This window comes from Streptomyces sp. HUAS TT11 (assembly GCF_051553595.1).
Lineage (GTDB): Bacteria > Actinomycetota > Actinomycetes > Streptomycetales > Streptomycetaceae > Streptomyces.
In genome coordinates this window covers 8,490,964-8,510,033 of record NZ_CP196184.1, presented here as the reverse complement: position 1 = coordinate 8,510,033, position 19,070 = coordinate 8,490,964, and the positions used below count along the sequence as shown (strand labels likewise).

Here is a 19,070-nt window from a genome sequence, read left to right as displayed (position 1 = left end):
TCGGGGCGCCCCCGTGCCACCGGTCGCCTCCGCGAGGATGCCCGCGCCCCGAGCGTCAGGACATGCAGCCGAGCACCCCTCAGAGTGATCCTTATGGCATACGATCACCGAAAAGATCCCGAAATGCCCTTGTCGGAGCAATGATCAGGTGACTGTCGACCCGTGGACGTCCGGTTGTCCTGATCAAGCCCTGCCAGGAGTTCTTGTGCACAGGCCGAGTGATTGGATCCGCCAGGACCTCGGTCCGGCGTCGGGCCACCCCGCCGTGGGCCCACCGGATCCGCCGGGACCTCCGGCGGCGTGGGCTCGCCCTCGGCGGAGCCCATGGTGAGGCGGCCCGCCCGCAGGACTGCCGGAAGCCGCGGCACGGGGCGGTGGAGCGAAACGGACCTGTCGGCGCCCGCCCCGCCGCTATGGATGCGCTGGCTGCCGGCCATCTACGTCCTCGCCGTCCTGGCACTCGAGCCGATCACTCCCGTGCAGTGGCCGGTGAGCTTCCTGCTCATCGCCCTCCCCTTGGTCGCCGCCTTCGCCTACGGCCCCGCCGGCGTCGCCGTCGTCACGGTCTTCGCGGTCCTGCTCGAGGGCGTTCTGGCCGGGACTCCGTGCTGCGCCGGGCGCTCGGTCGGCTACCTGTGGGACCGCCACTATGTGGCCACCTACATCTCCACCGCACTGGTCGGCCTCCTCGGCACGATCCTGGCCGCCCACCGGACGCATCGCGAGCGCACGCTCGCCACCGTGCGGTCCGTGGCGGAGACCGCGCAGCGCGTACTCCTGCGCCCGGTGCCCCACCGCCTCGGCCGGATCTGCGTGGAGACCCTCTATCTGTCCGCCGCGGCCGAGGCCCGCATCGGCGGCGACCTCTACGAGGCGGTGCCCACCGCGCACGGGGTCCGCCTGCTCATCGGGGATGTCCGCGGCAAGGGACTGATCGCGGTCGAAACGGCCGCGACCATGCTCGGCGCCTTCCGTGAGGCCGCCCACGACGAGCCCGAGCTCGTCGGGGTGGCGCACCGGGTCGAGACCAGCATGAGCCGCAGGGCCACGGAGCTGTCGGGCACCGATATGGCCGAACGCTTCGTCACCGCCGTGTTCGCCGAGATCGCCGAGGACGAGAAGATCGTCCGCATCGTCAACTGCGGTCACCCGCCGCCCCTGCTCATCGGCCCCGGCGGGGTCACCGAGCTGGAACCCGCCGATCCGGCACCGCCCATCAATCTCGGAGTGCTGGTCGGGGACCACTACGACGCGGAGGTGCGACCCTTCCGCCCCGGTGAACAGTTGTTGCTGTACACCGACGGAGTGACCGAGACACGCGACCGCGACGGGAACTTCTACCCCCTGATCGAGCGCATCCGCGCCTGGGGGAATCTCCCGCCCCGCGATCTCCTCGACCACCTCCACCAGGACCTTCTGGCCTTCAGCCGCGCAGAGCTCCAGGACGACACCGCCGCCCTGGCCGCCTACCGCCTCCCCGACCCGCTCCCGGGCGAGGACGAGGACGAGGATCAGGACAAGCGGATGCGGAGACGAAGCGAACGCCGGTGATCCGGCCGGCGCCGATGCCGGAACCCTTGGTGGTGCCGGCCGGTGGCACCGGCACGCCGCCCGGGAATCGGCCCGGTGGATCGGGCGTCCGACCGGCCGCCCTGGGTACCCGAGCACAGCACCTACTTCAGGCACGACTTTCACGCATTCCGGTTCGGCCGGAGCCTCGAGGCGCGCCGCGTCACCGCGATGCGATGGCGTATTCCACCCTCCGCACACCTCGGCCGGCCGGCCCGCACCGGGCTCCGAGGAAGGGGGCAGCGTCGTGCGTTTCCACAACCGCCGGCAGGCTGGCCGTGAGCTGGCCGAACGGCTTCCAGCACGCACCGGAGGAGGCGACCTCGCCCATGCCGTCGTGCTCGCCCTCCCGCGCGGCGGCGTTCCGATCGGAGTGGAGGTGGCCCGGTCCCTGAAGGTTCCCCTGGACGTGCTGGTCGTCCGCACCATCGGCGTGCCCGGCGCACCGGACGTCCTCATCGGGGCGATCGCCGACGACGAGCCCCCGTTGTTCGACTCCGTGGGACTGGCGGCCATGCATCTGGACGAGCACAAGCTCGGCTCGGAGATCGCCGGGGAACGGGCCGCGCTGTACCGGAGCGAAGGCTTCTACCGGGCGGGGCGCTCCGCTCCCCGTGTCACCGGGCGCACGGTCGTGCTCGTGGACGACGGAACCGCCGCCGGGATCACCGCCCGCGCCGCTCTGCGCCACCTGCGCCGTCAGGGACCGGCGTACCTCATCCTGGCCGTGCCCGTCTGCAGCGTCGACACCGCCCGCGCCCTGCGCGGCGAAGTCGACGCACTCGTCTGCCTCGACCAGCCGGCCCACCGTATGCCGATGGGCGAACATTATGCAGACTTCGAACAAATATCCGATCAAGAGGTACAGGAGGCCCTGCGGGAGCTCCATCCGGCCTGACGCGGCGGACCGCGCGTGCGCCGGTCCGCCGGGGGTATCCGACATAGTGGGATATAGGTCAGCCGCGGGGAGGTAAAAACATGATGATCTCCGAGTTGGTGATGGTCCCGACCGAGGAAGCGGTGCTGACGGGTGATCTCGTCGTACCGGGCAACGTGCCCGCGGTGATCCTGTTTGCACACGGCAGCGGCAGTTCCCGGTTGAGCGTGCGCAACCGGGCGGCGGCGGCCGAACTGCACAAGGCGGGTCTCGGCACACTGCTGCTGGACCTGCTGAGCGAGCGGGAGGAACGCGAGGACGCCGCCACCGCCCGGCACCGTTTCGACATTCCCATGCTCAGCCGGCGCCTGGTCGCCGCCCTCGAATGGCTGGCACAGGAGCCCAACACCAGGAATCTTCCGGCCGGCCTGTTCGGAGCCAGCACCGGAGCGGCTGCGGCACTCATGGCCGCGGCCGAGCGTCCCGAGCGCGTGTACGCGGTCGTGTCGCGGGGCGGACGGCCGGACCTGGCGGGCGACGCCCTCGACCGCGTGGCCGCACCGGTCCTCCTGGTCGTCGGCGGCGCCGACGAGGCGGTCCTCGGCCTCAACCGGGAGGCCGCCGAGAGGCTGTCGGCCCCGCACGAGATCCATGTCGTACCGGGTGCCACCCACCTCTTCCCGGAACCCGGCGCCCTGGAGGAAGTCGCCGAGGTGGCCGGCCAGTGGTTCCTGGAGCACCTGGAGAAGGCGCGCGGCCGCGGAGGCCGGCCGGCCTGAGACCGCCGCCTCCGGAGGCGGGCCGGGCCCCGGTGGGTGCGGCCCGTCGTACCGGAACGTCGATTCGCCCGTCCAGCGCGCCTGATCACCTCCGCATCACCTCCGCGCCACGGGGGCCGACACCCGGTCGGCGCAGCCGGGCACGACCTTCCACCCGCTCGGCAGGCCCGGGACCATCGGCGGCACGGAACGGTCCATCACACCAAGGCCCCTCCTCGGCGAATTCCAGGGGCCTTTCGTGGTCCGGCGCCCGCCGTCCGCGCACCGGAACTCGGCCCGCTCGCCCGCTCCGGCCAACGGCTGTGCGTCACGGGCCGGCTGATCCCCCCTCACCACGGGACCGCGGTCGACGTCGCCGCCACCCCGCTCCGGCCCGCATGTCCGCGCCTCCGTCCCCGGACCCGCCGGCAGGGTCACGTCCGGTGCGCAAACCCCGCGCCCTGCACCGAAACCGCCGAAGAATAGCTCCGGCTCGGCAGACCGGCGACCTCAGGCAACAACGGCCGACTCGATGAATAAATCACCCAAATAGGGGAATTCGTTGCCTAAGGGAAATATTCTCCTCATGGAGAGGAGCCGACTGCGATGTCGTACGCGCGGCAGCCCAGTGGAATGGGCACGCATCCCGAACTTGCGGAGATGCGGGAACGGCTCGAACGCACAGCCTCGAGCGGCTCGGCGATCGCCATCGAAGGACTCATCCTCATGGCTGGTGCCTATGCCGCGATCTCACCCTGGGTCGTGCACTTCTCGAATTCCGAGCGCAATCTCACCGTCAACAACCTGATCATCGGCATAGCGATCGCCATGATCGGGCTGGGGCTCACGCTGGCACCGGAACGGATGTTCCGCCTGGCGTGGGTGGTCGTGCCTCTCGGCGTGTGGCTTCTGATCTCCCCCTGGGTGGTCACGGCGGCACACGGCGCGGGGAAGGGCATCATCTGGAACAACTGCGTAGTGGGTGCGGTCACGGCCCTGCTGGGCCTCGCCGCAATGGGCCTGACCGTCGGCATGAACCGCCGTCGCCACCACACCCCCACCACCACGTAGCGGCGAACAGCGTGCCGCACCCGGGTGACCCGGGTGGGTCCACGGGTACGGCACGCATTCGTCGGCCACCGGGCAGGCATCGAGCGGCGCCACGCAGGCGCCGGAAGCTCACCCGACGACCACGTCCAGGAACTCTTCCAGCCGCGTCGAGACGTCGCCCCGGAAGAGCGAACGACCTTGTGCCACTTGGCGCTCCCGGTCCGGCCCCTCGGGCGTGAGCCGGCCGAGCGAGGCGAGCAGACCGGCCTCGTCGGCGGCGAGGTCCGCGACACCGAGCGCGGTCATCCGGCGCACCCCTTCCGCCCCATGGCCCGGCAACGGCCGGTAGCCCACCACGGGAAGGCCCGCAGCCAGGGCCTGCACTGCCGTCTGACCGGCCGCGTTGTCGACGAGTGCGTCGGACGCGTGCATCAGGCCGGTCATGTCGGCGACCCAGCCCAGCGCCAGAACGCCGGGAACCGCCGTCAGGCCGGTCCGGAGCCGTTCGTTCCGGCCGCACAGGACGACCGGGAGAAAGCCGTGCCCGGCCAGCAGCCGGGCGGTCGCGGGAAGGCGCGTGCCGGTTCCCCAGGCGCCTGCGGAGATCAGTACCGGCGGGCGTCCGGGCGCATACCGGTCGAAGCGCCGGGTCCAGCGGGCCGTCGTGCGCCCCGGCATGAAGAATTCCGGCGCCACCATCGGTCCGATGGCCTCGGCGGGCTTGGCGATGTCCTGGCGCACCTCTGCGGCGGCCTCGTCCGTGAGGCAGAGGTAGCGGTCGTTGCCGGGATGGAGCCACTGCCGGTGCACGGCGAAATCGATCAGGAAGACCACGCTCGGCACCCGAAGCCGTCCCCGGGACCGGAGGTGCCCGGTCAGCTGGGCGCCGAGGTGGAAGACGGGCACCACCACGTCCGCCCGGGTGCGTGCCGCGAGTTCCGCCAGCCGGGCTCCGGCGAGGCGGGCCAACGGGACGCCGCTGGGGCGGCACCCGCTCCCCCGGCGCAGCAGCAGCCGGAACACCGCGCCGTACGCCCAGGGGAAGTGCCGTACCGACGACTGGTAACCCACCCGTAGGCCGGCGCCCAGGCCGTACGGCAGCAGGCCGAGCACATCCACGATGTGCGCTTCGTGACCACGGTCCCGGGCACGACGCGCCAGTTCCCGGGCGACCGTGTCGTGTCCCGCCCCCATGCTCGCGCTGACGATCAGGACGCGCCGCGACTCGTGTTGTGACCACGCGCCGGGGTGCACGGCTTCAGCCATGACCAACGGACGCTCGCGTCGCCTGTCGTCGCAACGCAGGGGAAAATGCACACATTGGTAGCCAATGTCCCCTGCCACGCTGTCGCAAACCATCCACCCGCTCCAGCGTTCCGGAGCATTCCAGGCGTGATCACCGCAGTACGTCCGCTTCTTCCCCCGAACCGGGGAGCAGCCACCTTCCGCCCGTCACTTCGGTGTTCGTCGTCGCAGCTGAGGTCAGCCGCCATGTCACATGCTCCCTCCCGTGTCCGATCCGGCCCCGCTCTGCCCGCGGGACATACGCCTGCCTGCAAGCCCCGAGGTGTTCCGGCGCTTCAGCAGGGCACCGCGCTCGTGACCGGCGCCTCCTCCGGCATCGGTGCCGCCGTCGTCCATCGGCTGGCCGCCGAGGGCGGGTGGCGTCTGGTGCTGAACGGCCGCGACCCGGCCCGGCTCACCCGTGTGGCCGCAGAGGCGTCGGCCATCGCCTTTCCCACCGATCACACCCAGCCGGGCGCACATCGGAAACTGGCCGAGTTCGCCCTCGACCGCCTCGGCCGGGTCGATGTGCTGGTGGCCTGCGCCGGCATCGGCTGGGCGGGCGACTTCCGCACCATGCCGACGTCCGCCATCGACGAGCTGATCGACGTCGACCTGCTCGCCACGATGCATCTGATACGGCATCTGGTCCCCCATATGGTCGAGGCCGGCTCAGGGCGCATGGTCATCATCGGTTCCTTCGCCGGAACCGTCGGGGTGCGCAGCGAGGCCGTCTACTCCGCGGCCAAGGCGGCGCTCGGCGCGTTCGCCGACGCCCTGCGCTACGAACTGCGGGGCACGGGTGTGGGGGTGAGCCATGTGGTGCCCGGCGTGGTGGACACCCCGTTCTTCGACCGCCGCGGTGTGCCCTACCTGCGGTCCCGGCCCAAGCCGGTGCCGCCCGAGCGCGTGGCTGACGCGGTCTGGCGCGCCGTCTCCCGGGGCCGGGACGAGATCTTCGTACCCGGCTGGCTGGGCCTTCCCGCCCGGGTGCGCGGTGTCGCCCCCTCCGTCTACCGGCGGCTGGCCTCACGGTTCGGATGAGTGCAGGTGAGCTATCTGACCGTGGTGCTCGCCCTGCTGGCGGCGCTCTCCAACGCCTCGGCCTCCGTCCTGCAGCGCAGGGCGGCGACGGAGGAACCGGAGGGCGGCAGGGGGGTCCGCCAGGCGGTGCGATGGCTGGCGCGGGTGCTGCGCCGTCCGCACTGGCTTGCGGGTGCCGCTCTGCTCGCCCTCTCCACCGTTCTGCAGGCGTTCGCGCTGGCAGTGGGCAGCCTGTCCGTGGTCCAGCCCCTGCTGGCCAGCGAACTGCTGTTCACGCTGGCCGTCGGCAGCCTGGTCTTCCGGCGTCGCCCGAACGGTCGCACATGGCTGGCGTTCGCGGCCCTCGCGATCGGTCTTGCCGTCTTCCTGGGCGCCGCACAGCCCTCGGCGGGCCGGTCCACGGCTCCCGCGGAGCGCTGGCTGGTGGCGGGAGGGGCGGTCCTGGGCCTCGCCGCACTGCTCGTCGTCGCGGCCCGGCCCGTCAAGGGTGCTCCGCGCGCGGGGCTGCTCGGGCTGTCGTCCGCCGTGTCCTTCGCCGCAACCGCTGCCCTCCTCAAGGAGGTCATGGGACGGCTCGCCCAGGATCCTGGCACCGTCCTGGCCCAGTGGCCGCCGTACGCCACCGTCGGCACCGGGGCGGTGGCCTTCCTCCTGCTGCAGAGCGCGCTGCGCGCCGGCACCCTGACGGCGTCCCAGCCCGCTCTCACGCTGGGTGACGCGCTGACGAGCGTGGCACTGGGGTGGGCGCTGTTCGACGAGCAGATCGCCCTCGGGGTACGTGTCCTTCCCGAGGTGATCGGCATCGCGCTCATCGGGGCCGGAAGCATCGGGCTGGCGAGCGCTCCGTCGGTCAGCGGCGCGTGGGACACGGCCCCCGGGGGACGCGACGGAACCGATCCCGGCACCCAGAAGCCGGCCCCGCAGAGGTCGTGACGCGACGGTCCGCGGCCCGCGGCGGCCGGGAGGAGGATGCGGCAGATGCCCGTTCAACCAGCCCACGTCGCCCCGCGGCGAGCCGCGATCGCGCTGGTGCCGCTCGCCGCGGTGACGGCCGCACACATCGGCCCGGCCGTCACCTGGCTGCCCGGGCTGCGGCGCCGCCTCCTCCCCCGGCTCGCCGGCACGGGCCGTGCCGACCATGTCGCCCTCACCTTCGACGACGGCCCCGATCCGGCGTCCACTCCGCGCTTCCTCGACGCGCTGGAGGGGCTCGGTGTGCGGGCGACGTTCTTCGTCCTGGGCGAGAGCGTCGTCCGTCACCCGGCGCTGACCCGCGAAACCGTCGAACGGGGGCATGAACTCGCCGTTCACGGTTGGGCCCACGACCGGCCCTGGCTGCCCTGCCCCGCACGTGACGCCGCCGAACTGACCCGTACGGTACGGGCCTTGACCGACATCGCGGGCAGCCGGCCCCGGTGGTACCGGCCGCCGTACGGGATCCTCACCTCCGGCCGTTGGGCCGCCGCCCGCAGGAGCGGGCTGACGACGGTGCTGTGGTCCGCCTGGGGCAGGGACTGGACCGCCGACGCGACGGCGGCGTCCGTACGCGCGACGATCGAGTCCGAACTGCGTGGAGGGGGCACGCTCCTGCTGCACGACTCCGACCGCGCCTCGGCGGCCGGGTGCTGGCACGCCGCGCTCGGAGCGCTGCCCGGAATCGTCGCCACCTGCAGGGGGGCTGGTCTGTCGGTGGGCCCGCTCGCCGAGCACGGTGTGGGCGCCTGACGGCGCATCGGGACCCGCCGTGCGGGGTCGAGGACATCGAGGCCGGGTACGCCCCCCGCTCGTGGACGCCCGCGTCGAGCGGAGCTGCGACCCTCCGCCTTGTCGTTCCAGGAATCCGCGGAGTGACAGCGCCGGACGGTACCGCTACCGTTCCGGCCGATGCCGGCGGCGACTCGACCGCCGCCCGGCCTTCGCCGCCGATTCGCATGGCGGTCCGCCCGGCCGACCTGCCATATTCACCCGGTGGGCCGCTGCCCATCACTCGGCAGGACACGGGTGTCGGAAATGGGGGACCGTGAGCAGGAGGCGCTACGTCGCCAGGGGCGTTCCCGGTGGTTACCGGATCTGGGACAACCGGGGCGTCGATGGTGGGGCGACCTGTACGAGCTGTGCCCCGACGATCTCCTCAGCGAGCTCAACGGGCGGGCGGACCTGTCCCGGATCACCGCGTTGATGAAGCACTACAGGGCGCACAGGCGATAGGGGCGAGGGTGCCCGCCCGCACGTGCCTGCCCCTGCGGCGGTCGTGCGGCCGCGCCGGAGGGTCCGGCGGCACTCACCGTCCGGGTGCCCCCACACGCAGGCCGTCCATGACGAAGTCCAGCAGCCGGGCGACCCGCGGCTGCCAGTCCCCGCGGGGATCGATCTGCCAGAGACCGGCGATGGCGAGCAGGAGGTCGTCCGAGGTCACCCCCGGGCGGATGGTGCCCGCCTCCTCGCCGGCACGAAGGAGGAGTTCGGCGGCGTCCGTCACCGCGGCGTAGCCCGGCTTCGCCGGCTGGTCGGGGCCGCTGGTGGCCTGACGGATCGCGTCCGCCAGACCGGCCTTGGCCATGGCGAACCGCGCGAAGCGGTCCATCCACTCACGCAGGGCCCGGTCCGGTTCCCGGGCCTCCAGGAGCTCGGCCGCGCTGTCGACGAGCTGCTGCATCTCGAAGCGGTAGATCTCGAGCACGAGCGCCTCACGACTGGGGAAGTTGCGGTAGAACGTGCCCTGGCCGACCCCGGCCTTCTTGGCGATCACGCTCAGTGGGGTGTCCGCGGCACGCGTCAGCTCGGCCAGCGCCACTTCGAGGATCCGCCGCCGGTTGCGTTCCGCATCCGAGCGCAGAGGGGACGTGCCCTTCTTCCGCTCCACTCGTCCTCCTCGCGGGGCCGTGGCCGGAACCCCACCTTGCTAACCGGACAGCTGTCCGGTACGTTTCCGCGTATCGGACAGCTGTCCGCTTACGACCACCATAGCGGCCGAGGCGGTTTCCCGGCGGCCCCCGCCGCCGTCGCCTGCGCGGATGCCGCGTGTGCTCGCCGTCAACCCGCTCAGTACAGCGCCATCTCCTTGTCTCCGACTCGTTTGCATACCGGACCGTCCCCTCGGGCGTTCTTCCGGATCCGCGAAAGAAGGCTGATCATGGCCCCATCGACGTCCAGCGCCATCACCTTGAACATCAACGGCGAGAAGTTCACGCTGACCGTCGACCACCGCACCACACTGCTCGACGCCCTGCGTGAACGCCTCGATCTGACCGGCACCAAAAAGGGCTGCGACCAGGGGCAGTGCGGTGCCTGCACCGTCCTGCTGGACGGGCGGCGGGCCGTGTCCTGCCTGCAACTCGCGGTGGCGGCGGAAGGACGGGAGATCACCACCATCGAAGGCGTGGCCGAGGGCGAGCGGCTGCATCCCGTACAGCAGGCGTTCCTCGAGCTCGACGGCTTCCAATGCGGCTACTGCACACCGGGACAGATCTGTTCGGCCGTCGCGGTGATCCAGGAGCACGCGGCGGGCTGGCCGAGCGCCGTCACGGACGACGTCCGGCCCGAAGCGGGACCACCACCGTTGACCGACGACGAGATCCGGGAACGGATGAGCGGCAATCTGTGCCGGTGCGGCGCCTATGTGTCGATCGTCCAGGCGGTCGCCCGGGCGGCCGCGTCCGAAGAGCAGCCCAAGGGGGCGGCGGCATGAGGGAGTTCGGCTACCGAAGGGTGTCCGACGTGGCCACGGCGGTGGCTCTGCTCGACGCCGAGCCCCACGCACGGTTCCTCGGCGGCGGCACCAACCTCGTCGATCTGATGAAGACCGGGGTCGAACGGCCGGCCCTGCTGGTCGACGTCCGCGAGCTCCCCCTCGACCGCATCGAGTCGACCTCGGGCGGCGGGCTGCGCATCGGTGCGACCGTCACCAACAGCGACCTGGCCGCCCATCCCGAAGTCCGCCGTCGTTACCCGGCGTTGACGCAGGCAGTGCTGGCCGGCGCCTCGGGGCAGCTGCGCAACATGGCCACGGTCGGCGGCAACCTCCTCCAGCGCACCCGCTGCGGCTACTTCGCCGATGTGACCAAGCCCTGCAACAAGCGTGTCCCGGGCAGCGGTTGCCCCGCCGTCGAGGGTGAGCACCACAACCACGCGATCCTGGGCGCGTCCGGCCACTGTGTGGCCGTCCACCCCTCGGACATGAGTGTGGCTCTGACGGCCTTCGACGCCGCCGTCACCTACGAAAGCGCCGACGGGCCGGGCGAGTTGCCGCTCGCGGAGTTCTATCTGCCCGTGGGCGACACACCGCACCTGGAGACGGCCCTGCCACCCGGAGCACTGATCACCGGCGTCACCCTGCCGGCCGCCCCGGTCGCCGCCCGCTCGCGGTACCGGAAGGTACGCGAACGCGCCTCGTACGCCTTCGCCATCGGCTCGATCGCCGCCGCCCTCGACGTCCGGGACGGCGTCGTACAGGATGCGCGCCTGGCCTTCGGGGCGGTCGCGTCCCGGCCGTGGCGGGCCCGGGCGGCCGAAGAGGTACTGGTCGGGGCCCCCGCCGACGCCGCGACCTTCGCCGCGGCGGCGGACGCCGAACTGGCGGCGGCGAAGCCGCTGCCCCGCAACGGATACAAGGTGACCCTCATGCACAACCTCGTGGTGTCCGAGCTGACCGCACTCGCCGAAGGGGCGGCCCGATGACCACCGCAACGACCAGGGCCACGACGGCGCAGGGGGCCGTCGGTACCGCCCACACGCGCGTGGAGGGGCGCGACAAGGTCACCGGAGCGGCCCGCTACGCGGGTGACATCCCCTTCGCCGAACTCGCCCACGGCTGGCTGGTGCTCTCCTCCGTCGCCCGTGGCCGCGTCCGCTCCCTGGAGACCGCGCCCGTGCTCGCGATGCCGGGCGTTCTCGCGGTCCTGCACCACGAGAACGCACCCCGCGTCGACAGCGACCACATCGGTCTGCTCGGTGTCCCCCCGGAGCCGACCTCCGTCGTCTTCCAGCACGACCGGGTGCCGCACATGGGCTGGCCGGTGGCGCTGGTCGTCGCCGAGACCTCCGAACAGGCAAGGGAGGCCGCCGAGGCGCTTGTCGTGCACTACGAGTCGGAGCCGCACGACGTCGCGTTCTCCGGCGGCCACCCGGACGTCTACGCCCTGGACGGCCATATGCCGGCGGTGACGAAGAAGGGTGACCTCGAGGCCGAACTCGCCGCGTCCGCCGTCGTCGTGGACGAGGAGTACACCACCCCGGAGGAACACCACAGCCCGATGGAGCCCCATGCGGCGGCGGCCCGGTGGGACGGCGGCCGGCTCGAGGTCGTCGACTCCAATCAGGGCAGCACCTGGGTCGCGGACGGACTCGCGAAGCTGTTCTCGCTCGACCCGGAGTCGGTGCGGGTGCGGTCCGAACACGTCGGCGGCGGCTTCGGGAGCAAGGGCGTGCGCGCCCACCAGGTGGCCGCCGTCATGGCCGCGACCGTCCTCCAGCGCCCGGTGCGCGTCGTCCTGACCCGCCGCCAGATGTTCGCCCTGGCGGGCTACCGGAGCCCCACGGCACAGCGGATCAGGCTCGGCGCTGACGCCGACGGACGGCTGCGCGCCCTGGACCACAGTTCGGTGAACCTCACCTCCACGGTCCACGAGTTCGTCGAGCCGAGCGCCGGCGTCGCCCGGGTGATGTACGACGCCGACGCCCACCACACGGCCAACCGGGTGGTCCGGCTCGATGTGCCGACACCGACGTGGATGCGCGCGCCGGGCGAGGCACCGGGGTCGTTCGCACTGGAGGCGGCGCTCGACGAACTCGCCGAGAAGTGCGGGATCGACCCGATCGAGCTGCGCGCCCGCAACGAGCCCGAACGGGGTCCGGTGTCCGGCCGGGCGTTCAGCAGCCGCAATCTCCTTGCCTGCTTCCGCGCGGGTGCCCGCAGGTTCGGCTGGGCGGACCGGGATCCGCGTCCCGGTCTGCGCCGTGAGGGGCGCTGGCTGCTGGGCACCGGCACCGCAGCCGCCTCGTTCCCTGCGGGGGCCGGACCGTCCACGGCGGTCGTGACGGCCGAGGCGGACGGGACCTTCACGGTGCGGATCGCCGCGGCGGACCTCGGCACCGGGGCACGGACGGCGCTCACCCTCGTGGCCGCCGACGCGCTGGAGGTGGCGACGGACCGCGTCCGGGTGCGGATCGGGGACAGCGACTTCGGACCGGCAATGATCGCCGGAGGCTCGATGGGCACCCGCTCCTGGGCCTGGGCCATCACCGCCGCGGCCGGTGAACTGCGGGAAAGGCTGTCCCTTGGCAGCACGGTCCCTCCGGAGGGGATCACCGTGCGTTCGGACACCACGGCCGCCATCGGCGCCCTGGCCCAGAAGGAACGGCACTCCTTCGGAGCCCAGTTCGCCGAGGTCGCCGTGGACGTCGCCACCGGCGAGGTGCGCGTACGGCGCATGCTCGGCGTCTTCGCGGCGGGCCGCATCGTCAACCCCCTCACCGCACGGAGCCAGTTCGTCGGCGGAATGATCTGGGGCATCTCCATGGCCCTGCACGAGGAGGCGGTCAGGGACCGGGCGTCGGGCGGCCACGTCGGCGCCGACCTCGCGGGCTATCACGTCGCCACGCACGCCGACGTACAGCGGATCGAGGCGGACTGGATCGACGACCCGGACCCGGACGATCCGGTCGGGATCAAGGGCATCGGCGAGATCGGCATCGTGGGAGCGGCGGCCGCGATCGCGAACGCGGTGTGGCACGCGACCGGCGTGCGGCACCGCAGTCTGCCCATCCGGCCCGACCGCGTCCTGCCCGCCGGGACGGGAGCACTGCGTGCTTGACATCGCCGCGACGTTGCACGACTGGATCGAGGAGGGCCGGGACTTCGCCGTCGCCACCGTCGTGTCCGTGGGCGGCAGCGCACCGCGGGGCCCCGGGGCCGCCCTCGCCGTCGACGGCGAGGGAACGGCCGTCGGCTCGGTCTCCGGCGGCTGCGTGGAAGGCGCGGTGTACGACCTGTGCGTGCAGGCGCTGCGGGACGGCGAAACCGTCCTGGAGCGTTTCGGCTACAGCGACGAGGACGCCTTCGCGGTGGGGCTGACCTGCGGCGGGGTCATCGACGTCGTGGTCACTCCGGTCGGCGCCGGGGCGCCGGTCCGGGCGGTGTTCCGCTCGGCGCTCTCGGCGGCCGCCCGCGACGACCCCGCGGCTCTCGCACGCGTCGTGCGAGGCCCGGCCGAACTGCTCGGCAGGGCCCTGCTGGTGCCGTCCCACGGTGCGTACGAGGGCGGTCTCGGGGGCCACACGGAGCTCGACCGCACGGCAGCCGGCGAGGCCCGGGCCATGCTGGACGCCGGCCGCACCGGCCTGGTCCGGGTCTCCGAGGACGGATCGCACTGCCCCGGAGGCGTGACACTGCTCGTGGAGTCCAGCCTCCCGGCACCCCGCATGATCGTGTTCGGGGCGGTCGACTTCGCCGCGGCGCTGGTACGGGCGGGCAAGTTCCTCGGTTACCACGTGACGGTGTGCGACGCCCGCCCCGTCTTCGCCACGCGCGTCCGCTTTCCCGAGGCCGACGAGATCGTGGTCGACTGGCCGCACCGCTATCTGCGGCGGACCGCGACCGACGCCCGCACGGTCCTGTGCGTCCTCACCCACGACGCCAAGTTCGACATCCCGTTGCTGACGGACGCGCTGCGTCTGCCGGTCGCCTTCGTCGGGGCGATGGGCTCCCGCCGCACCCACGAGGAACGCAACCGGCGGCTTCGCGAAGCGGGTGTCGGCGACCGGGAGTTGGCCCGGCTCAGGTCGCCCGTCGGCCTCGACCTGGGCGCCCGTACACCGGAGGAGACCGCCGTGTCGATCGCGGCGGAGATCGTCGCGGCCCTGCGGGGCGGCACGGGCGTGCCGCTGACGGACTCGACGGCACCGATTCACCGCGACGTGGAGGAGCGCGACGGATCCGCGGCCGCCTGAAGAGGGACGGGACCGCGGCGAAGGCCCGGGCCAGGAATCGGTCCCTTGTGCTCGCCGGTCTCACCCTTCGGTCGAGGTTCGGCTCCCGTCCCTCGACGTACGATCGAGTGACACCGGCGGGCCCCGCGCGCAGCGGTCGTAGCCGCCGTCCCCCGCGCGCCGACGTGCCGCCCGCCATGTCCCTGACCCCACGCGCACCTCGGCCGTACGGGGGATCCGTCGCCCGACAGCCGAGGCGTACGCGTCCGGGCTCACCCGGCTCGACTAGTTTTCCGGGGAGCCGACCGGACAGCTCGGAGTGTGGTGATGGACCGCTATCCGCCGATCGCCGACCATGGACTGGTGGGCGACCTGCAGACGGTCGCACTGGTGTCCGCCAAAGGCGTGCTCGACTGGTTCGCCGCTCCCCGCTTCGACTCCCCCAGCATCTTCGCCGCGCTGCTGGACCACGACCGCGGCGGTCACTGCCGGCTGGCGCCGGAGGCCGAGGGCGTGACCTACCGCCAGCTCTACTACCCGGACACCGCCGTTCTCGTCACCCGGTTCATGTCCCCCGACGGCGTCGGCGAGTTGATGGACTGGATGCCCCCGAGCACCGCACGCCGTCCCACCGACCGCCACACTCTGATGCGCGTGGTCCGCGCCGTGCGGGGCACGGTCCGCTTCACCCTCGACTGCCGGCCGCGTTTCGACTACGGTCGCGCCGCGCACGACCTTCGGCTCGACGCGGCGGGCGCGGCGTTCCGCACCCCCGGGATCGCGCTGCACCTGCAGGCGACCTTTCCGCTCGAGCGCACGGGTGACGACGTGCGCGGCACGGTGACGCTCGACGCCGGACAGGCCGCGGGAGCGGTCCTCACCGTGTGTGCGGCGGACGGCGACGCGCCGCCGGTACCGACCGAGGAACAGCTCACCGACGACCTGTGGTCCGCCGTCAACTTCTGGCAGGACTGGGTGAGCACGGCGAACTACAACGGCCGGTGGCCCCATATGGTGCGGCGCTCGGCGATCACGCTCAAGCTGCTCACCTACGCCCCCACCGGTGCCCCGGTCGCGGCCGCCACCATGGGCCTGCCCGAGCAGGTGGGCGGGGAGCGCAACTGGGACTACCGCTTCACCTGGGTCCGCGACGCGTCGTTGTCCGTACGCGCCCTCCTCGACCTCGGTTTCGCCGAGGAGGCGGTGGCCTTCACCCAGTGGCTCAGCGACCGGCTGCGCGAGCGTATCGATCTGCCGGGCGAACGGCGGCAGATCATGTACCGGGTGGACGGCGATCCGCAGTTGGGCGAGGAGGTTCTCCAGCACCTCGAGGGTTACCGCGGCTCGTATCCGGTCCGGGCCGGCAACGCCGCGATGGACCAGCTCCAGCTCGACATCTACGGCGAGGCCCTCTACGCCCTGTCCGAGGCACGCGAGCTCGGCCGCGTCCAGGCCGGCTACCACGCCTGGCAGGGAACGGCCGATGTGCTCGACTGGCTCGCGGACCAGTGGGACCGGCCCGACGAGGGCATCTGGGAGACGCGCGGCGGCCGCAGGGACTTCACCTTCAGCAGGGTGATGAGCTGGGTGGCCTTCGACCGCGGTATCAAACTCGCCGAGCACTTCAGCCGGCCCGCCGACATCGAGCGCTGGCGGTACACCCGTGACGCGATCCTGAAGCAGATCATGGTCCGGGGCTGGAACGGCTCCCAACGGGCCCTCGTGCAGCACTACGACAGCGATGTACTGGACGCCTCGCTGCTGCTCGTCCCCCGTGTCGGTCTGCTGGCCGCGAAGGACCCGGCATGGCTGTCCACCCTGGACGCGATCGACCGCAGACTCGTCTCGGACAGCCTCGTCTACCGCTACGACCCGGCGGCCTCACCCGACGGACTGCCCGGTTCCGAGGGGACGTTCAGCCTCTGCACCTTCCTCTACGTGGACGCGCTCGCCCGCGCGGGGCGCCTGCGGCAGGCACGCTACGCCTTCGAGAAGATGCTCACGTACGCCAACCATGTCGGTCTGTTCGCCGAGGAGATCGGTCCCTCCGGCGAGCAACTGGGCAACTTCCCCCAGGCGTTCACCCATCTGTCGCTCATCATGGCGGCCTGCACCCTGGACAGCGCCCTCGACGCCAAGAGGAGCGGCTGAATGACCGCCGGACGGAGCGCCCGGCCCCCTGCCGCGGCCGGGTGCCGGGCGCTCCACCGGGACGGGCCTCGGGCCGTCCCCGTCCGGCTTCGACCGCATGAGCCACGAAGGCACTTCGGCACGGCTTCGGCACAGAAGGGTCAGCGATGACAGCACGGCAGACGGACGCGCTGGTGATCTTCGGCGCCACCGGCGACCTGGCCAAACTCGAGACGTTCCCGGCGCTCGTGGGCCTCGTCGAACGCGGCGTCCTCGACGTCCCCGTGGTGGGCGTGGCGAAGGCCGGCTGGGGGCTCGAGCAGTTCCGCTCCTACGCCGAGGCCTCACTCGCCCTCAACCACATCGATCCCGGGTCGCCCGCGGCCGTCAAGCTGCTCGGGCTGCTGCGCTACGTCGACGGCGACCTCGACGACGACGCCACGTACGCGGCGCTGTCCGAGGCCATGGGCAGTGGCGGACGCGCCCTGTTCTATCTGGAGGTGCCGCCCTCCCTCTTCGGCCGGATCGCCCGGGGCATCGCCGCCGCGGGACGGGCGAAGGGCGCCCGCGTCATGGTCGAGAAACCCTTCGGCCACGACCTGAGCAGCGCGCGCACGCTCAACACGACGATGCAGGAGTACTTCCCCGAGGACGCGATCTACCGTGTCGACCACTGGCTCGGCCTCGACCCGGTGGAGAACGTCCTCTTCGCACGTTTCGCCAACTCGGTGTGGGAGCCCCTGCTCAACCGTACGCACGTGGAGAGCATCCAGATCACCATGGCCGAGGCCTTCGACGTCTCCGACCGGGGCCGCTTCTACGACCGCACCGGCGCCATCCGGGACGTGCTGCAGAACCACATGGTGCAGGTGCTGGCGACCGTCATGGCCGACCCGCCCTCCGGGCCGGGGCTGCGCTCCTGGCAGGACGCCAAGGCCCAGGTCGTCTCCTCGCTGCGGCCGCTCACCCCGGAGACCGTCATTCGCGGGCAGTACGAGGGGTATCTGGACGTGGACGGAGTGGACCCGGGCTCGACGGTCGAGACCTTCGCCGCGGTCCGGCTCGCCGCCGACTCCTGGCGCTGGGCGGACGTCCCGATCCTCATCCGCGCGGGGAAGTGCCTCCCCGTGACCGCCACCGACGTCTGCATCCGTTTCCGCCGTCCTCCGCACGACGTCTTCGGGCTGCGTCCCGCGCCCGCCACCAACATGCTCCGCTTCCGCGTCTGGCCCGAGACCCAGGTGTCCCTCACCCTCGCCGGGAAGAAGCCGGGCGAGGGCTGGCAGGCCCAGCAGGAGGAGCTGGCGTTCAGCCGGCTTCCTGGCTCGGACATGCGGCCGTACGACCGGCTCATCGGCGCCGCGCTCTCCGGCGACCGCTGGCTGTTCGCCCGGCAGGACACCGTGGAGGCCGCATGGCGCCTCGTCGATCCCGTCCTCGGTGACGTCGTACCGGTGCACCCCTACCCCCGGAACACCTGGGGCCCGAAGGAGACCGACGCCCTGCTTCCGGTGGGCCACAGCTGGCTCGCCCCGGCCGGCTGAACGGCGCCGCGAGGCTGCAGCGCCGTTTCCTCGGCCGGCTCCCGCCGCTTCACAGCGAGTTCGGCGGCGGGGGCGGTGTCCCCGGGCGGCTACCCCTCGGCGGACGCCGACGCGTCGGCACCCCCGTTCTGCGCCTTGTCCTTCGCCGCCTGGAGCGCCTTCAGGTAGTCCTCGGGGGACAGCGTCTTGCACTCCGGCGAGCCGCTGTCCGCGGTGTCGTTCTTCTTGGCGACAAGGGCGTTCGTGCAGGCGGCTATCTGCTGCGCGCTGGCGGCTCGGTCGGCGGTGGAGGACGGATCGGCGGACCCGTCACTGCCGGAGCTCGTCTGGGAGCAACCCGTCAACACGAGCGCGGCGACGGCCAATGCGGCGGCGGTGTAGCGCATGTTCTTCCTCAGGTTTCGGGCAGGTGGAACTCACGCGGCACTATGCCTGTTCGGAGCCTTCGGCATATGCCTGAGTGACCTCTTGGTCACGCGTGGTGCAGCTGCCGGACTTTTGCATTCCAGGCGCGCCACGTCAACCACTCCTTCACAATTACCAGGCGACATTTCGATATCACTGTCCGTGCGGGCCGTCGGGCCCCGCTGACCGGCTCGGACGCAGACCGGGGGGCCGCGGATGCGGGCCCGCCTCCGACGGGTGAATCTGGGGGTATGGCCGAGCGTCGCGTGATCGTTTCCCCACCGTCGGATACCGGCGGTCGGCGCATCCGGGCCGACGGCGAGATCCTGGGGATGGCGTACAGCCTGCACGAGCTGGCGGTGCTCCTTCAGCGTGCCGGGCTCGAGGGCTGGGACGAGGTCGATGTCGCCGAGTCCCCCGTGATCGAGTGGCATGGCGGTGGGCCCGAGGTGTGGCCCAGGAGCGGCTGAGAGAGCGGTGTGG

Annotated in this window: 17 protein-coding genes and 1 pseudogene; 15 read left to right on the top strand and 3 right to left on the bottom strand. The window is 72.0% G+C overall.

The window, feature by feature from the left end; all coding sequences use genetic code 11:
* Positions 1-417: 417 nt before the first annotated feature.
* The 4 genes from ACSHXN_RS38305 (at position 418) to ACSHXN_RS38290 (ending at position 4,275) form a co-directional block, all read left to right on the top strand.
* Positions 418-1,551 (top strand): PP2C family protein-serine/threonine phosphatase, encoded by a 1,134-nt coding sequence (locus ACSHXN_RS38305; RefSeq protein ID WP_355131572.1) that lies wholly within the window; start codon positions 418-420, stop codon positions 1,549-1,551.
* A gap of 265 nt (positions 1,552-1,816) precedes the next feature.
* Positions 1,817-2,467, top strand: coding sequence for a phosphoribosyltransferase (locus ACSHXN_RS38300; RefSeq protein WP_355131573.1), 651 nt, complete (start codon positions 1,817-1,819; stop codon positions 2,465-2,467).
* A gap of 83 nt (positions 2,468-2,550) precedes the next feature.
* Positions 2,551-3,225: a dienelactone hydrolase family protein gene (locus tag ACSHXN_RS38295; protein WP_355131730.1), complete on the top strand. Its 675-nt coding sequence runs from the start codon at positions 2,551-2,553 to the stop codon at positions 3,223-3,225.
* A 585-nt stretch (positions 3,226-3,810) separates the two neighbouring features.
* A complete protein-coding gene (locus ACSHXN_RS38290) occupies positions 3,811-4,275 on the top strand; it encodes an SPW repeat protein (protein WP_355131575.1) in 465 nt (154 codons plus the stop codon).
* A 108-nt stretch (positions 4,276-4,383) separates the two neighbouring features.
* On the opposite strand, the gene ACSHXN_RS38285 is transcribed toward ACSHXN_RS38290, so the two are convergent.
* Complete coding sequence (locus ACSHXN_RS38285) at positions 4,384-5,520, bottom strand: MGDG synthase family glycosyltransferase (protein ID WP_438305543.1); 1,137 nt, start codon at positions 5,518-5,520, stop codon at positions 4,384-4,386.
* Between the two features lie 225 nt (positions 5,521-5,745).
* Here ACSHXN_RS38285 and ACSHXN_RS38280 point away from each other — a divergent pair, with 225 nt between their 5' ends.
* The 4 genes and pseudogenes from ACSHXN_RS38280 (at position 5,746) to ACSHXN_RS38265 (ending at position 8,790) form a co-directional block, all read left to right on the top strand.
* Positions 5,746-6,582: an SDR family NAD(P)-dependent oxidoreductase gene (locus ACSHXN_RS38280; protein ID WP_383353509.1), complete on the top strand. Its 837-nt coding sequence runs from the start codon at positions 5,746-5,748 to the stop codon at positions 6,580-6,582.
* A gap of 6 nt (positions 6,583-6,588) precedes the next feature.
* Positions 6,589-7,515 carry a DMT family transporter gene (locus ACSHXN_RS38275; RefSeq protein ID WP_355131579.1) on the top strand — a complete coding sequence of 309 codons (927 nt, stop codon included), beginning with the start codon at positions 6,589-6,591 and terminating at the stop codon, positions 7,513-7,515.
* Positions 7,516-7,560: 45 nt separating this feature from the next.
* The gene (locus ACSHXN_RS38270; RefSeq protein ID WP_355131581.1) at positions 7,561-8,307 is read left to right on the top strand and encodes a polysaccharide deacetylase family protein; all 747 of its coding nucleotides are present in this window, start codon (positions 7,561-7,563) and stop codon (positions 8,305-8,307) included.
* Positions 8,308-8,602: 295 nt separating this feature from the next.
* Positions 8,603-8,790: pseudogene (locus tag ACSHXN_RS38265) on the top strand (hypothetical protein).
* A 73-nt stretch (positions 8,791-8,863) separates the two neighbouring features.
* On the opposite strand, the gene ACSHXN_RS38260 reads toward ACSHXN_RS38265, so the two are convergent.
* Positions 8,864-9,445, bottom strand: coding sequence for a TetR/AcrR family transcriptional regulator (locus ACSHXN_RS38260; protein WP_355797176.1), 582 nt, complete (start codon positions 9,443-9,445; stop codon positions 8,864-8,866).
* 270 nt (positions 9,446-9,715) lie between these two features.
* Between ACSHXN_RS38260 and ACSHXN_RS38255 the strand changes: the two genes are divergently transcribed.
* The 6 genes from ACSHXN_RS38255 to zwf all read left to right on the top strand — a co-directional run bounded on the left by ACSHXN_RS38255 (position 9,716) and on the right by zwf (position 18,182).
* Positions 9,716-10,270, top strand: a complete 555-nt coding sequence (locus ACSHXN_RS38255; RefSeq protein WP_355131587.1) for a (2Fe-2S)-binding protein — start codon at positions 9,716-9,718, stop codon at positions 10,268-10,270.
* Positions 10,267-11,259 (top strand): FAD binding domain-containing protein, encoded by a 993-nt coding sequence (locus tag ACSHXN_RS38250; RefSeq protein WP_438305537.1) that lies wholly within the window; start codon positions 10,267-10,269, stop codon positions 11,257-11,259. Before ACSHXN_RS38255 ends, ACSHXN_RS38250 begins: the two co-directional genes overlap by 4 nt.
* A complete protein-coding gene (locus ACSHXN_RS38245) occupies positions 11,256-13,394 on the top strand; it encodes a xanthine dehydrogenase family protein molybdopterin-binding subunit (RefSeq protein ID WP_438305535.1) in 2,139 nt (712 codons plus the stop codon). The genes ACSHXN_RS38250 and ACSHXN_RS38245 overlap by 4 nt, the downstream gene beginning before the upstream one ends.
* Entirely contained in the window at positions 13,387-14,529 is a 1,143-nt protein-coding gene (locus ACSHXN_RS38240; RefSeq protein ID WP_438305533.1) for an XdhC family protein, read from the top strand. The genes ACSHXN_RS38245 and ACSHXN_RS38240 overlap by 8 nt, the downstream gene beginning before the upstream one ends.
* Before the next feature lie 306 nt (positions 14,530-14,835).
* Positions 14,836-16,659, top strand: coding sequence for a glycoside hydrolase family 15 protein (locus tag ACSHXN_RS38235; protein WP_438305531.1), 1,824 nt, complete (start codon positions 14,836-14,838; stop codon positions 16,657-16,659).
* 146 nt (positions 16,660-16,805) lie between these two features.
* Complete coding sequence (gene zwf, locus ACSHXN_RS38230; protein ID WP_356292016.1) at positions 16,806-18,182, top strand: glucose-6-phosphate dehydrogenase; 1,377 nt, start codon at positions 16,806-16,808, stop codon at positions 18,180-18,182.
* Between the two features lie 89 nt (positions 18,183-18,271).
* On the opposite strand, the gene ACSHXN_RS38225 is transcribed toward zwf, so the two are convergent.
* Positions 18,272-18,568, bottom strand: a complete 297-nt coding sequence (locus ACSHXN_RS38225) for a hypothetical protein (RefSeq protein ID WP_355131599.1) — start codon at positions 18,566-18,568, stop codon at positions 18,272-18,274.
* Between the two features lie 270 nt (positions 18,569-18,838).
* Between ACSHXN_RS38225 and ACSHXN_RS38220 the strand changes: the two genes are divergently transcribed.
* Positions 18,839-19,057 (top strand): hypothetical protein, encoded by a 219-nt coding sequence (locus tag ACSHXN_RS38220; RefSeq protein ID WP_355131601.1) that lies wholly within the window; start codon positions 18,839-18,841, stop codon positions 19,055-19,057.
* Positions 19,058-19,070: the final 13 nt, after the last annotated feature.

Coding starts and splice junctions, on each gene's coding strand:
- ACSHXN_RS38305 (WP_355131572.1), top strand. CDS start 418: ATGCGCTGGCTGCCGGCCATCTACGTCCTCGCCGTCCTGGCACTCGAG.
- ACSHXN_RS38295 (WP_355131730.1), top strand. CDS start 2,551: ATGATCTCCGAGTTGGTGATGGTCCCGACCGAGGAAGCGGTGCTGACG.
- ACSHXN_RS38290 (WP_355131575.1), top strand. CDS start 3,811: ATGTCGTACGCGCGGCAGCCCAGTGGAATGGGCACGCATCCCGAACTT.
- ACSHXN_RS38285 (WP_438305543.1), bottom strand. CDS start 5,520: ATGGCTGAAGCCGTGCACCCCGGCGCGTGGTCACAACACGAGTCGCGG.
- ACSHXN_RS38280 (WP_383353509.1), top strand. CDS start 5,746: ATGTCACATGCTCCCTCCCGTGTCCGATCCGGCCCCGCTCTGCCCGCG.
- ACSHXN_RS38270 (WP_355131581.1), top strand. CDS start 7,561: ATGCCCGTTCAACCAGCCCACGTCGCCCCGCGGCGAGCCGCGATCGCG.
- ACSHXN_RS38255 (WP_355131587.1), top strand. CDS start 9,716: ATGGCCCCATCGACGTCCAGCGCCATCACCTTGAACATCAACGGCGAG.
- ACSHXN_RS38250 (WP_438305537.1), top strand. CDS start 10,267: ATGAGGGAGTTCGGCTACCGAAGGGTGTCCGACGTGGCCACGGCGGTG.
- ACSHXN_RS38245 (WP_438305535.1), top strand. CDS start 11,256: ATGACCACCGCAACGACCAGGGCCACGACGGCGCAGGGGGCCGTCGGT.
- ACSHXN_RS38235 (WP_438305531.1), top strand. CDS start 14,836: ATGGACCGCTATCCGCCGATCGCCGACCATGGACTGGTGGGCGACCTG.
- zwf (WP_356292016.1), top strand. CDS start 16,806: ATGACAGCACGGCAGACGGACGCGCTGGTGATCTTCGGCGCCACCGGC.
- ACSHXN_RS38225 (WP_355131599.1), bottom strand. CDS start 18,568: ATGCGCTACACCGCCGCCGCATTGGCCGTCGCCGCGCTCGTGTTGACG.
- ACSHXN_RS38220 (WP_355131601.1), top strand. CDS start 18,839: ATGGCCGAGCGTCGCGTGATCGTTTCCCCACCGTCGGATACCGGCGGT.